Source organism: Paraconexibacter antarcticus (genome assembly GCF_024220175.1).
Lineage (GTDB): Bacteria > Actinomycetota > Thermoleophilia > Solirubrobacterales > Solirubrobacteraceae > Paraconexibacter > Paraconexibacter antarcticus.
The window spans coordinates 1,213,290-1,226,327 of record NZ_CP098502.1; the positions used below are offsets into that span (position 1 = coordinate 1,213,290).

Below are 13,038 nucleotides of genomic sequence, written 5' to 3' on the forward strand. Positions count from 1 at the left end.
AGCTGCCGCCGTGAGTCTCACCCAGGTCGTCCGGCATGCGCTGTGGCACCTGCCGGACGATGCCGACCTGACGGAGAGTCGCTGCGGCCGCGCCGGCCGCGCCGGTCGCCGGGTCCGCCTGAAGATCGGCCGGCGCCGGCCGATGACCCGGGTGTGGACCCTGTGACCTCAGCCGGCGGCCTCTCCGCGCCGGCCGCGGCGGCGACCGCGGCGACGAAGGCCGCGACGACCGCCCACCTCCCGGCCGGGAAGGCCGCGTCGGCCTTCCACGACGCGCTCGCGTCGGCGAGCGACAAGCTCAGCCCGGTGAAGGGGCACGCCTACTCGAAGATCGTCAGCGGGCCGGACAAGGGCATGTACGTCAACACGACCCACAACGCCCGGGCCGGCGAGCACTTCTCGATCGAGTACCACGACGGGCGTCGCTGGAACGTCTACGGGACGGGGGCGGACCGCACGATCATCGCCTTCCCGAAGGCGGCGGCGGCCACGGCCGGGACGACCGCGAAGCCCGGCACGACGACGACCCCCGCGGGGGCGACGCCGAGCACCGGGGGGACATCGCCGAGCACCAAGACGGCGACCACCGGCACGAAGACCGCGACGCCGAGCACGGGGACCACGACCCCGAGCACGAAGACGGCGACCCCGAGCACGGGGACCACGACCACCGCCCCGACGTTCGACGGCGGCACGATCGGCGCCGGCGCGGCGTCGACCGCCCGCCCGAAGCGCTGACGCGCGCCCGGGCCTCAGTACTCCTCCTCGTCGGGCTCGAGCTCGTCGATGTCGTCCTCCTCGTCGTCGTCCGCCGCCGCCACGGCGCCCGACGCGCCGGGGTGATGGGAGGCGTCGAACCGCTCGATGATCTCGTCGCGGGCCGTCTCGTCCACCGGCGCCCCGTCGCCGATGAGGACCCAGGTCGCCTCGTCGTCCGCGTCGCCGGTTTCCTCGAAGAGCTCGGCGTCCAGGGCGGTGCCGTCGTCGACGACGAGCAGCATCTCGGTCTGGGGGTTGTAGTACGTCCCGGGGCGGTTGACGGCTTCGTCGAGCTCGAAGCGGCGAGGAGCAGGCATGACCACCGTTCTATCGACTTTCGCGGATCCCGTGCAAGCCGGGGTCCGTGGCGCCCGCGCCGCGACGGTCAGGAGAGGTCGCCGAGCTGCCGGGCGACCTCGGCCTCGACGTCCAGCGGCTCCTTGCCCTGGCGGATGCGGCGACGGTTGCGGGAGGCGACGAGCTCGCGGATCTCCGCGAGCAGCTGGGGGTCCACCTGGGTCCGGGTGAGGGCGGTGAGCTCCGCCTCGATGTCGAGCGGCTCGCCCCCCTTGCGGACGCGACGGTCGCTGCGCGCCTGGAGCATCTGGCGGATCTCTTCGTCGCGGACGGCGGCCGAGCCCCCGCCCTCGCGGCGCCGCGGGCCGTCGTCGTCCCCGAACAGGCCGCCCTTGCCGATCTGCTTGTAGGCGCCGCTCGACGTGGCCATCGTGATGCCGGCGATGACGACGCCGAGGGCGACGACGACGAACAGCACGGTTCCGAAGACGTCCTGCACGCCCTCCACTATCGCAGGGGGCGGGAGTACCCTTGACCCCATGTGGAAGCGCTGGCGCCGACGCAGCATGGCCCCGAGCCGCCCGGCCGTCTTTCCCGAGCAGTACGGGCTCGTGCTCGTGAGCGTCGGCGCCGTGATCGCCGGCTGCGTGCTCGTCGCGTACCTCCTCATCAGCGCCTGAGCGCGCCCCGATATCGGATCTGCGTCCAGTTCGCGGCGTGGGCGAGACATCCGGTGTGACGTGCGCTACCTTGTCGGGTAGTTGTTGACTGACCAGTCAATCTATCGCCGTCCGACCGCCGTCCCGGGCGCGCCGGACCCTCACTCTTCAAGGAGCATTCAGTGGTCGATTTCACGCTGACCGACGAGCAGAAGAACCTCCGCGAGCTCGCGCACGACTTCGCCGAGAAGGAGATCCGTCCCGTCGCCTGGGAGCTGGACAAGGAGTCCACCTTCCCGCGGGCGATCATCGACAAGGCGTTCGAGGTCGGCCTCATGAACACCCACGTCGAGGAGCAGTACGGCGGTCCCGGCCTCTCCTACCTCGACGGCTGCATCATCGAGGAGGAGCTCTCGTGGGGCTGCTCCGGCGTCCAGACGTCGCTCGGCTGCAACGGCCTCGCGTCCGCCCCGGTCTTCCTCGGCGGCTCCGAGGAGGTCAAGAAGGAGTTCGGCCAGTCGCTGACGCAGGACGGCACCCTCGCGTCCTTCTGCCTCACCGAGCCGGGCGCCGGCTCCGACGTGTCGGGCATGCGCACGAAGGCCGTGAAGAAGGGCGACAAGTACGTCCTCAACGGCTCCAAGTGCTTCATCACCAACGGCTCGCACGCGGACTGGTTCACGGTCTACGCGAAGACCGACCTCGACGCCGGCCACCGCGGCATCTCCGCGTTCCTCGTCCGCAAGGACGACACGGTGATCGTGGACAAGAAGGAGGACAAGATGGGCCAGCGGGCGTCCAACACCGCGACCATCACGTTCAACGACACCGAAGTCGACGCGAAGTACCTCATCGGCGAGGAGAACAAGGGCTTCAAGCTCGCCATGATGACCCTCGACCGCACCCGCCCGGGTGTGGCCGCGATGGCCACCGGCATCGCGCGTGCCGCCATGGAGTTCGCGATCGACTACTCCAAGGAGCGCGTCCAGTTCGGCGTGCCGATCGCGATGCACCAGGCGATCCAGTTCATGATCGCCGACATGGCGACCGAGATCGAGGCCTCGCGCCTGCTCACCTGGCAGTCCGCCGTCCTCCTGGACCAGGGCAAGCGCAACACGCTCCAGTCCTCGCACGCCAAGCGCTTCGCGGCCGACACCGCGATGAAGGTCACCACCGACGCCGTCCAGGTCTACGGCGGCTACGGCTTCATCAAGGAGTACCCCGTCGAGAAGCTCATGCGCGACGCGAAGATCATGCAGCTCTACGAGGGCACCGCGCAGATCCAGCGCCTCGTCATCGCCCGCGAGACGCTGCTCCCGCGCCGCGTCGAGGAGCCCGCGTCGGTCTAGCGCCGGCTGCGTGGCCCGGCGCTCGCCGGCCCGCTCCGCAGGTCCGTCGTGCCGGAGGGCGCCCTTTGCGGGGCGCCCTTCGTCGTTTCGGTGCAGATGGGGTGCAGGTGTGGGGTAGCGCTGTCGCAGGCGCTCCCCGGACGCTGTGCCCATGTCCCCGAAGCGCCCCTGGTTCCCGCCGGGCTTCGACGTCGATGGGTGGAGGATCGCGGTTGCCCAGCAACCGCGATCCTCCACCCACCTCGATCAACTGCTCGCCGTGCTCTTCCCGCTCCAGCACGATCTCGTGCTCCGGGCGCAGCTTCTCCACGTGGGCGTTGGTGAGCAGCCGATCCGCTCGCGCCTCCTGTCGCGCCGCCTCCACCGCGTTCCGGATCGCCCGGGGGTCTATGCCGCCGTCCGGTCGGGACTGACACCGCCGGGACGCCGGATGGCCGCAGTCCTTGCCGCCGGCGACGGCGCGCGCCTCGCGGGCTGGTCGGGGATGACGCACTGCGGGGTGCTGCCTGAGGCCGGGCGCAACGTCGACCTCGCCGTGCCGGCGAGGCGGCACACCCACCTGCCCGGCCTCAGCGTCGTGCGATGCGATCCGTTGCCCGGTGAGGTCGTGCTCGTCGACGGCATCCCGAGCCACAGCATCGCCCGCCTCCTTCTCGACCTGGCACGCCGAGACGACGACGAGATACTCGAGTGGGCGTGGCGTCAGGCCATCTACACGAAGCAGCTCGATCTCCGGGAGATCTCACGGACCCTCCGCGCGCACCACGGGCGCCCGGGGACACCGGCGCTGCGTGCCCTCTACGAACGACGGCGCACGCTCGCGGGCGAGCTTCGCAACCGCTTCGAGGTCCTCACGCTCGGGATCATCCGGGAGGCCGGGCTCCCCGAACCGCTGTGCAACACCGCGTGGGAGGTCGCACCCGGCCTCGTCCTCAAGCCGGACTTCCGGATCCCCGAGCTCCGGCTCGTCGTCGAGTCCGACGGTCGCGACGGCCACGAGGACGTCGAGTTCCTGCTCTCCGACGACGAGCGTGACGCGCTCTACGCGGCGAACGGGCACGCGACCGAGCGCTTCACCTACTGGCAGGTCAAGCGCGAACGCGCGCGGGTCATCGCGCAGCTTCGGCGTCATCTCCCTGACGCCCGAGCCGCTGGGTGGTAGATCGCGGTTGCGTAGCAACCGTGAATCCACATTCACCGGGCGTGGGCGTGGGCGTGGGCGTGGGCGTGGGTGGGGGCCGCGCGGCGTCGGGCCCGGTTGCCATGATGGACCCATGCCTGACCGCGCCACCCGCGACGCCGTGGCCGAGGCCGTCTCGGTGGAGGCGGCACGGGCGGCCGCGGGTGCCTCGGGTGCGCGGGCGGCGACGGAGGGCGGCGCGGCGGGCGCGGCGGCCGCGGCCGGCAGCGGCACGACCGGCCCCCTCGTCGGGGAGCTGCGGCGGGCCGGCCTGCTGCCCCTGCTGGTGCTCCACTTCCTCGGGGAGGGGGCGTCGTACGGCAACGAGCTCATGGAGCGGGTCACGGCCACGACCGGCGGGCTGCTGAAGGTCAACCCGAACACGATGTACCCGCTGCTGCGCAAGCTCGAGTCCGACGGGTGCATCGTGGGGGAGTGGGAGCACCCCGAGCGGCGCTCGCGGCGCTACTACCGGCTGACGGACGACGGCGCCGCCGCCCGTGACGCGCTGCTGGCCGAGCTCGGCCCGCGGCTCGACGCCGTCGCCCGGGGCGTGGAGCTCATCCGCGCCGAGCTGTCACACTGATCTTCCTGCGTAGCGCGGGTTTTGCAGGACCCGTTGCAGGAGCAGGAAATGCAGGGTGCGGGTGCTACGTTCGGCGCTCGGCCGCGGGTACGGCGCCGCTCTGCGGTGCTCGGACGGCGGCTCCGAACCCCCTGCATGCCGCCCGCCCCGCTCTCCATCCGCCTGCTCGCCGCTGCCGTGCTGGCGACGCTCGTCGCCCTCTGCGCCGTCGTCCTGCCGGCCGCCGGCCAGGGGACGCAGGCCAGCCTGAGCACGAAGCAGAGCCGCGCGGCCGCCCTGCGCGCCGCGGTGGACGCGGAGACCGCGCGCCTCGGCCGGACCGAGGCGAGCCTCGCGCAGGCCCAGCAGCGCCTCGACGCCATCGTCGCCGACGCGAACGCCAAGCAGGCCCGTGTCCGCGCCGTCGGCGCCCAGATCGCCCGGACCCGCGAGGAGCTGCAGACGCTCGAGAACCGCATGCACCGCGCGTCCGTCGCGCTGCGCGACAACCTCGTCAGCGCCTACGAGCACCCGGAGCCGGACCTCGTGAGCTTCCTCCTCCGCGCCCGCAGCTTCGGTGACCTCCTCGAGTCGCGGGACTTCCTCAAGCGCATCCAGGCGAACAACTCGCGCATCCTCGACGCGACGCGGACGACCCGCATCCAGGTGGACGCCGAGGCCGGGCGCCTCGTCACCCTCCAGGCGAAGGCGAAGAGGCTCGCCGACGCCGTCCAGCAGCGGCAGGACGAGGCCGAGGTCGCCCGCCAGGCGATCCTCAACGTGCGCGCCCGCCAGCTCGCCCGCCGCGACGGCACCGCCGCGCAGCTCGCGAGCGTCCGCGCCCAGATCGCCGGCCTCCAGGCCCAGCAGCGCAAGGAGGCCGCCCGCGCCGCCCGCATCCGGCGGTCCGCCGTCGTCAGCGGCATCGGCGTGAACACCGGTGGCCTCGCCCAGCCGCCGGCCGGCGCCCCGGCCGCGGTCGCGAAGGTCATGGCCGCCGGCAACGCGATCGCCGGCCTGCCCTACGTCTACGGCGGGGGCCACGGCTCCTTCCAGGCGAGCGCCTACGACTGCTCGGGCTCGGTGAGCTACGCCCTCGCCGCCGCCGGCCTCGTCTCCAGCCCGCTCGACTCCACGTCGTTCGAGAGCTGGGGCCAGCCCGGGCCCGGCCGGTGGATCACCGTCTACGCGAACGCCGGCCACGCCTACATGGTCGTCGCCGGGTGGCGCTTCGACACCTCGGCGCTCAGCAGCGGCGGCACGCGCTGGAGCCGCCAGCTCCGCGACAACGTCGGCTTCGTCGCGCGCCACCCGCCGGGCCTCTAGCATCGCCGCGTGGCCCGCGTCTCCAGCACCGTCAGCGTCCCCTTCCCGACGAGCGTCGCGGAGGACCTCTGGTACGACACGAGCCGCTGGCCGAACTTCGTCGACGGCTTCGACCACGTCGTCAGGCGCGACGACACGTGGCCACGCACCGGTGGCGAGCTGACGTGGGACACGCGCCCCGGCGGCCGCGGGCGCGTCCTCGAGACCGTCGAGCGCTACGAGGCGCGCGTGAGCTGCGTCAGCCGCGTGGAGGACGAGACGCTCCTCGGCACCCAGACGATCAGCTTCGCCCCGCGCGAGCAGGGGACCGTCGTCACCCTCGAGCTGAAGTACGACCTCAAGCAGAAGAACGCCTTCAGCCCGATCGTCGACCTGCTGTTCATCCGGCGCGCGCAGACGCAGTCGCTGCAGCGCACGCTCTACCGCTACTCGCTCGAGCTGCGCTCGGACCACGACCCGCCGGCCTGAGCGGACGGACCGACGCGCGGGCCGCGGCCGCGCCGAACCTGGGACGATCCGCCCCATGCTCGTCAAGAAAGCCGCCGTCGTCGGCGCCGGCGTCATGGGCGGCCAGATCGCCCAGACCATCGCGGCCGCCGGCGTCGACGTCCTCCTCAAGGACGTCCGCCAGGAGCTCGTCGACCGCGGCCTGCAGGAGGCGCGCACGGTCACGGCCGGGACCTTCGCGAAGCAGGTCGACAAGGGCCGCCTGACCGACGCCGAGGCGACCGCGAAGGTCGACGAGGTCATGGGCCGCATCCACGGCACGACGACCTACGACGGCTTCGGCGACGTCGACTTCGTCATCGAGGCGGTCCCGGAGCGGATCGAGATCAAGCAGGCCGTCTTCGGGGAGCTCGACGCCGTCACGCCCGGCCACGCGATCCTCGCCTCCAACACCTCCGGCCTCTCGATCACCGAGATCGGTGAGGCGACGCTGCGGCCCGAGCGGATCGTCGGCTTCCACTACTTCTACCCGGCGGCGGTCATGCCGCTCATCGAGATCATCGAGGGGGAGGAGACCGCGCCCGAGACCGTCCAGGCCGCGACGATCTTCGCCCAGGCGATCCGCAAGACGCCGATCACCTGCGCCGAGGTGCCGGGCTTCGTCGTCAACCGCATCCTCATGTCCGGCCTCAGCGAGGTCTGGCGGCTCACCGAGGAGCAGGACCTCTCGATCAAGGCGGTCGACGAGCTCATCACCGCGGCGAAGGTCTCACCGATGGGGCCCTACTTCCTCGTCGACCTCCTCGGCCTCGACACGACCTTCCACGTCGCCCACCACATGCTCGAGGCGTACGGCGAGGAGCGCTTCTACGTCCACGAGGGGATGGCGACGCAGGTCGCCGCCGGCAAGCTCGGTGCGAAGACCGGCGGGGAGGGCTTCTACCTCCGGGGTGAGCCGGTCGTCGGCGGGAAGGGCGTGCCGCAGGACGACGAGATCGCGCGGCTGCTGCGCCTGAAGACGTTCACCGAGGCCGCGCTCGTCCTGCAGGAGGACGTCGCGACCCACCGCGACATCGACGTCGGCATGATGGCCGGCGCCGGCCTGGACCCACGCCGCGGCCTCTTCCCGCCGTTCATGCAGGCGGACATGACCGGCCTGGACGTCCTCCTCGAGGAGCTCGAGGCGGCCGCCGCCGAGTACGGCCCGGCGTTCGCGCCGCCGCGCATCCTCCGCCGCCTCGTCGCGCAGGGCCGCCTCGGCCAGAAGAGCGGGCAGGGCTTCTACGCCTACCCGCAGCCCGACGCCGAGCAGCCCGCGGGGGACGGCGCCGTCGTCCTCCTCGAGACCCGGGGGGACGTCGCCATCGCCTGGCTCGCGAACGGGCCGATGAACGCGCTGAGCCCGACGGCGATCGCGCACCTCACGCAGGTCTACGAGGCCGCGAAGGCGGGCGGCGCGCGCGCCTTCCTGCTCGCCTCCTCGAACCCGCTCGTGTTCTGCGCCGGGGCCGACATCAAGGCCTTCGGCGAGCTGGACGAGACGACCGGCCCGCGCTTCTTCGACGACGCCCACGCGCTCCTGCGGTCCTTCGAGACCGACCCGATCGTGACGCTCGCCGCGATCAACGGCCTCGCGTTCGGCGGCGGCTGCGAGATCGTCATGGCCTGCGACGTCCGGCTCGCCGCCCGCTCGGCGAGCTTCGGCCAGCCGGAGATCAAGCTCGGCATCGTGCCCGGCTTCGGCGGCACCCAGCGCCTCCCGCGGCTCGTGGGGGAGAACAAGGCGCTGGAGATGAACCTCCTCGGCGACCCGATCTCCGCCACCGAGGCCTTCGAGTTCGGCCTCGTCAACCGCCTCGTGCCCGACCACGAGCTCTTCGACGCCGCCCTCGCCTGGGCGCAGCGCGTCGCCGCGCAGGCGCCGCTCGCGGTCGCGCAGATCAAGGCCGTCAGCGGCAATCCCGACCTCGACGCCGGCATCGCCGCCGAGAAGGCCGCCATCCGGCAGGTCTTCCCGTCCGCCGACGCGCAGGAGGGGATCGCCGCCTTCCTCGCCAAGCGCGCGCCCGTCTGGCAGGGCCGCTGAGCGGTGACCGCCTCCACCGACCCCGCGCGGCTCGCGGCCCTGCTCGGCGCCGCGCGCTTCCCGGTGGCGCTCACCGGCGCCGGGATCTCGGTCCCCTCCGGCATCCCGGACTTCCGCACCCCCGGCACCGGCCTGTGGGAGAACGTCGACCCGATGCAGGTCGCCCACATCGACGCGTGGCGGGCCGACCCGGCCCGCTTCTGGCACTTCTACGGGCACCGCTTCCAGACGCTGGGCGACAAGCAGCCGAACGGGGCGCACGCCGTCCTCGTCGAGCTCGAGCGCCGCGGCCTGCTCCGGGCGGTCGTGACCCAGAACATCGACATGCTCCATCGCCGGGCGGGGACGACCGAGCTCGTCGAGATGCACGGGACGATCGAGCACTCCTCGTGCCTGACGTGCGGTGCGCAGTACGCGCTGCCCGAGGTGCAGGAGCGGCTCGCGGCGGCGGACGACGGGGTCCCGCCGTGCGACTGCGGGCGGCCGCTGAAGCCCGACGTCGTCCTCTTCGGCGAGCACCTGCCCGCCGACGCGATGGAGCGCGCGATCGCGCTCATGGAGGAGGCCGACCTCCTGCTCTGCGTCGGCTCGTCGCTCGAGGTCCACCCCGTCGCCGGGCTGCCGGACATCGTCCTCGCGGGCGGGGGCGACGTCGCGGTCGTCACGGCCGGAAGGACGCACCTCGACGGCCGCGCCGCCGTGCGGCTCGGCGGGGACATCGTCGACGAGCTCCGGGCGGTCCTCGCGGCGCTCTGACGGGCCGCGGGGCGCCGCGACCGGCTAGGTCAGGCCGAGGGTCGTGCGCACGCGCAGCGCCGCCTCGAGGCGGCCCACGGCGAAATCGACGTCGGCCGCGCTCGCGTCGTCCAGGCCGCCCTGCAGCGCGGCGTTCGCGGCGCTCGCGACGCTCTGCCGCAGCTCGCGCAGCGCCTCCAGGCGCGCGCCGAGGTCGGCGCCCTCCGCCCACGGCTCGAGCTCCGCGATCGCCGCCTCGAGCGCGACGCGCAGCTGCAGGGCCGCCTCGCGGGTCCGGCCCGCGTCGAGGTCGAGGCGTGCGCGCAGCGTCAGCTCCTCGGCGGCGAGCGCCACGTCGCGTCCGCTGAGGATCGCGGCGAGCCGCTCCTGCGGGCGCAGGATCGCCTCGCGCTTGCCCCGGATCGTGTTCTTGCCGGGCGGCGGCAGCTCCACCGCGGTCGTCCAGCGGCCGTGGGCCACCGCCTCGCCCTCGCCGACGCCGGCGCGCACGACGAGGGCCTGGCCACGTGAGACGTCCCGGACGAAGGCGTCCATCGCGGCCGTGCGGTAGGCGTGCAGGACGCCGTTGAGGATGTCCACCGCCTCATCGGCCTCGGCGGCGAGGTCGGTCGTCTTCATCCACGCCTGCGCGGCCGCGTCGTCGGCGAGCGGGTCGGCCCGCACGAGCGTCGCCCGCGTCGTGGGGACGGGCGTCGGCTCGGGCCCGGGCTCGGCGACCTTCGCCTTCGGCTTGCGGCCGAGCATCCCGCGCCGTTCGCTCGCGCCGAGGACGGTCACGACGAGGACGTGCGACGGCTGCCCCGCGTGCCCGCGCAGGACGTAGCGCCCCTCGGGCGGACCGATCTGCCACGGGAACTCGAGCTGGACGAAGGCGAAGAGGGGCATGCGAGGGGGGAGGCTACGGTGCGGGCACGACGGGCGGGGCGGTCGGACGGGCGTGAGGCCGCCCCGGACGACCGCGCGCCCCTTGACGGGGCGCGCGGGACGACGTGGTGCCGGCCCCGCGGGCCGGAGGCGCTAGTCGCCCTTCTTCGTGCCCTTGGCGACCTTGATCGCGTCCTTGGAGGGCCTCACGGCAACCGTCGGGTTCTCGATCGTCCCGATGCGCGAGATGAGCTTGATCCACTGCTCGGGCTTGAGGACGGCGTCGAGCTGACGGGCGGCCTTGCTGTTGCTGTTGTACAGCGGGGCGAAGCCGACGTGGATGTGGTCGTTGTGGTCCGGGAGGGACAGGGTGTTGTCGGTCCCGGCGAACGTCATCAGCGAGATGATCTGGTGCGGCTTCATCGTGCCCTGGAGCGTGAGGAGCCGGCGGATCGTGATGTCGGTGATCGACCCCGGGCCCTGGTGGCCGAGGATCGGGATGCCGTTGATCTTCGAGATGTCCACGGCGTTGCCGGAGGAGTGCTCGGAGATGTTGCCCGACGACGTCAGCAGCGAGTGGTTGCCGCGCAGCGAGGAGATCGTCGGCTTCAGCCCGGACGCGGTGAGGAACTCGAGCGTCGCGAGCACGCGGCGGTCGATCGCCCCGGCCTTGATGTCGTTCTCGCCACCGGAGTAGATGTCGATGCTCGGGTCCTCGAGGACACGGCGCTGCAGCTGCTCCTTGGAGAGCAGGAGGATCTGGCCGATCGACGGGTTCTTGCCGTCGGTCCCGAAGAACGGGTTCTTGCCCGCCGCGCGGTAGATCGCGGTGGACTCGAGGAGCTTCCAGCCGTCGAGGATCGGCTTCGGGTCGATGCGCGGCGCGCCGCGGCCGGCCGGGCGGATCTCGAACCGCACGTGCGGGGCCATCGTCGAGGACGTCGTCCCGATGCGGCCGAGGATCGTGCCGGCGATGACCTTCGAGCCGGCCTTCAGCGGCTTGATCGTCACGTCCGAGCGCTTGAGGCCGAAGACCTGCGTGAAGTAGCTCTTGAACGAGGTGCCGGCCTCGGTCGTGTTCAGCAGCTGCTCCTCGCCGCCCTCCTTCAGCGCGCGGGGGCGTGACGGGTTGGCGAAGAGGCGCTGCTTGGACACCGACGCGGTCGCCTTGGCGATCGTGTCGACGGCGTCCGCCGCGGCGACCTTCGTGGCGCCGATCGTCTTCGCGACCTTGGCCACCTGGGCGCCCGCGGAGGCGGGGGCGGTCGGCGCCGGGTCCTTCGGCGTGAGGCTGTCGATCGAGATGTCGCGGGTCGGGTCCGCGGGCCGCGACTCGGACTTCGGCACCGGGTAGGACGGGGCGAGCTTCTTCAGGCCGCCGTAGGTGTACGTGTTGCCGTACACGTCCTGCAGCTGGATGAAGCGGCCGAGGCGCTTGCTGTGGCCGAGCTTGAGGATGCGGCCGTCCTGCACCGCGATGACCGGCGCGCCGGCCTTCGCGAAGATGTCCACGGAGCGGCGCGTCGAGGACGAGCCCACGGGCATGGCCGCGTTCTTGCCCTTCGCGACCCGGCGGGTCGCGTCGCGCTCGTTGATGTCGTCCGCGTAGGACGCCGTCGCGTGCACCGGGAAGTGGCCCTGCGTCAGCCCGGTCAGCGAACCGACCAGATCCGACGGCAGCCCGCCGATGAGCCGGGCGCGCATGAGGACCGAGTCCACGTACCAGTCGGCGTGGTTGTAGGCGAAGATCGCCTTGCGGATGTCCTTGTCGCCGCCGGCGGCCTTGAGGTAGCGCGCGGCGGAGAAGATGGCGTCGACCGGGTTGTACGGGTCCTTGCTGCCGTCGTCGTTCGCGTCCACGCCGTACTGCTTGAACGTCGCGGGGAGGAACTGCATCCAGCCGACGGCGCCGGCGGACGAGGTCGAGAGGTTGCGGCCGTAGTCGGTCTCGATCTCGTTGATCGCGGCCAGAACCTCCCAGCGGATCCCGTACTGGGTGCCGGCGGCCTGGTAGATCGAGAGGAGGAACGGCGGGATGCGGAACTTGTCGATGAAGAAGTTCGGCACGCCGATCGGCGCGGGCCCCGGGAGCGCGAACGAGAACGTCGGGTTCTCCGCGGTCGGGACGCCGGCGGAGTCCCGGCCGGCGCCGGCCGGGACGGGCTGGCCCGTCTTCGAGTCCACGGGGGCCGCGGTGGGGGCGGCGATCGCGCCGGACAGCGCCTTCGCGGGCGCCTTGCGCGTCTTCTTGCCCGTCGTGGCCTGCGCCTGCGGGGTAGGCGAGGCGACCTGCGGCGTGCTCGACGGCGCAGCGGGCGTCGACGACGGGGCAGCCGGAGGCGTGGCCGGCGGGGCCGCGGGCGGGGTCGCGGCGACCGGGCCGCTCGACGTGATCGCGATGACCGGCAGCGAGATGCCGGGCAGCTTGATCTGGTTCAGCGGGGTGCCCGGGGGCACGTCCACCTGGACCTGCACCTGGGTGCCCCCGAGCAGCGTGACGGTGACCGTCTGCAGCTCCGCGGAAGCGGGATAGACAGCCGCCCCGAATCCGGCGGAGAAAACCCCCGCCGCAGCCATTCCGGACAGCAGCTTGCGCTTGTTCATGCTTGGAAAATTCCTCCCACCGACTCCGCCGACCCGAGAACGATCGTTCCCAGACGGCCGTCACCCTACCACGGGTGTCTGACCTGGACGGGCAGCCTACCCGGCTCGTCGACGGGATTGCAACGCTGAAGCGCTTGGACCAGGAC

Annotated in this window: 13 protein-coding genes; 9 read left to right on the forward strand and 4 right to left on the reverse strand. The window is 72.4% G+C overall.

From position 1 onward, the window contains the following. Nucleotides 1-10 precede the first annotated feature (10 nt). Nucleotides 11-166, forward strand: a complete 156-nt coding sequence (locus tag NBH00_RS06095) for a hypothetical protein (RefSeq protein ID WP_254572461.1) — start codon at nt 11-13, stop codon at nt 164-166. After that, nucleotides 163-738: a hypothetical protein gene (locus NBH00_RS06100; protein WP_254572462.1), complete on the forward strand. Its 576-nt coding sequence runs from the start codon at nt 163-165 to the stop codon at nt 736-738. Before NBH00_RS06095 ends, NBH00_RS06100 begins: the two co-directional genes overlap by 4 nt. 14 nt (nt 739-752) lie before the next feature. Here the strand turns inward: NBH00_RS06100 and NBH00_RS06105 are convergent, their stop codons facing one another. Continuing rightward, nucleotides 753-1,076 carry a hypothetical protein gene (locus tag NBH00_RS06105; RefSeq protein ID WP_254572463.1) on the reverse strand — a complete coding sequence of 108 codons (324 nt, stop codon included), beginning with the start codon at nt 1,074-1,076 and terminating at the stop codon, nt 753-755. A gap of 68 nt (nt 1,077-1,144) precedes the next feature. Continuing rightward, nucleotides 1,145-1,555, reverse strand: a complete 411-nt coding sequence (locus NBH00_RS06110) for a hypothetical protein (RefSeq protein WP_254572464.1) — start codon at nt 1,553-1,555, stop codon at nt 1,145-1,147. Nucleotides 1,556-1,897: 342 nt separating this feature from the next. Here NBH00_RS06110 and NBH00_RS06115 point away from each other — a divergent pair, with 342 nt between their 5' ends. The 7 genes from NBH00_RS06115 (at nt 1,898) to NBH00_RS06145 (ending at nt 9,424) form a co-directional block, all read left to right on the forward strand. Further along, on the forward strand, nt 1,898-3,064 hold the full coding sequence (locus NBH00_RS06115; protein WP_254572465.1) for an acyl-CoA dehydrogenase family protein: 1,167 nt from the start codon (nt 1,898-1,900) through the stop codon (nt 3,062-3,064). A gap of 430 nt (nt 3,065-3,494) precedes the next feature. Further along, nucleotides 3,495-4,226 (forward strand): putative endonuclease domain-containing protein, encoded by a 732-nt coding sequence (locus tag NBH00_RS06120; protein ID WP_254572466.1) that lies wholly within the window; start codon nt 3,495-3,497, stop codon nt 4,224-4,226. A 112-nt stretch (nt 4,227-4,338) separates the two neighbouring features. Continuing rightward, nucleotides 4,339-4,830, forward strand: a complete 492-nt coding sequence (locus NBH00_RS06125) for a PadR family transcriptional regulator (RefSeq protein WP_254572467.1) — start codon at nt 4,339-4,341, stop codon at nt 4,828-4,830. Between the two features lie 135 nt (nt 4,831-4,965). Continuing rightward, the gene (locus NBH00_RS06130; RefSeq protein ID WP_254572468.1) at nt 4,966-6,135 is read left to right on the forward strand and encodes a coiled-coil domain-containing protein; all 1,170 of its coding nucleotides are present in this window, start codon (nt 4,966-4,968) and stop codon (nt 6,133-6,135) included. Nucleotides 6,136-6,144: 9 nt separating this feature from the next. Further along, nucleotides 6,145-6,603 carry an SRPBCC family protein gene (locus NBH00_RS06135; RefSeq protein ID WP_254572469.1) on the forward strand — a complete coding sequence of 153 codons (459 nt, stop codon included), beginning with the start codon at nt 6,145-6,147 and terminating at the stop codon, nt 6,601-6,603. 55 nt (nt 6,604-6,658) lie between these two features. Beyond that, nucleotides 6,659-8,668 carry a 3-hydroxyacyl-CoA dehydrogenase/enoyl-CoA hydratase family protein gene (locus tag NBH00_RS06140; protein ID WP_254572470.1) on the forward strand — a complete coding sequence of 670 codons (2,010 nt, stop codon included), beginning with the start codon at nt 6,659-6,661 and terminating at the stop codon, nt 8,666-8,668. Between the two features lie 3 nt (nt 8,669-8,671). Next, nucleotides 8,672-9,424, forward strand: coding sequence for an SIR2 family NAD-dependent protein deacylase (locus tag NBH00_RS06145; protein ID WP_254572471.1), 753 nt, complete (start codon nt 8,672-8,674; stop codon nt 9,422-9,424). 24 nt (nt 9,425-9,448) lie between these two features. Here NBH00_RS06145 and NBH00_RS06150 read toward each other — a convergent pair whose 3' ends face one another. Beyond that, nucleotides 9,449-10,309 (reverse strand): hypothetical protein, encoded by an 861-nt coding sequence (locus NBH00_RS06150; protein WP_254572472.1) that lies wholly within the window; start codon nt 10,307-10,309, stop codon nt 9,449-9,451. 132 nt (nt 10,310-10,441) lie between these two features. Then, complete coding sequence (locus NBH00_RS06155; protein ID WP_254572473.1) at nt 10,442-12,892, reverse strand: lytic murein transglycosylase; 2,451 nt, start codon at nt 12,890-12,892, stop codon at nt 10,442-10,444. Between the last annotated feature and the right edge of the window lie 146 nt (nt 12,893-13,038).

Coding starts and splice junctions, on each gene's coding strand:
- NBH00_RS06150 (WP_254572472.1), bottom strand. CDS start 10,309: ATGCCCCTCTTCGCCTTCGTCCAGCTCGAGTTCCCGTGGCAGATCGGT.
- NBH00_RS06130 (WP_254572468.1), top strand. CDS start 4,966: ATGCCGCCCGCCCCGCTCTCCATCCGCCTGCTCGCCGCTGCCGTGCTG.
- NBH00_RS06105 (WP_254572463.1), bottom strand. CDS start 1,076: ATGCCTGCTCCTCGCCGCTTCGAGCTCGACGAAGCCGTCAACCGCCCC.
- NBH00_RS06140 (WP_254572470.1), top strand. CDS start 6,659: ATGCTCGTCAAGAAAGCCGCCGTCGTCGGCGCCGGCGTCATGGGCGGC.
- NBH00_RS06155 (WP_254572473.1), bottom strand. CDS start 12,892: ATGAACAAGCGCAAGCTGCTGTCCGGAATGGCTGCGGCGGGGGTTTTC.
- NBH00_RS06125 (WP_254572467.1), top strand. CDS start 4,339: ATGCCTGACCGCGCCACCCGCGACGCCGTGGCCGAGGCCGTCTCGGTG.
- NBH00_RS06120 (WP_254572466.1), top strand. CDS start 3,495: ATGGCCGCAGTCCTTGCCGCCGGCGACGGCGCGCGCCTCGCGGGCTGG.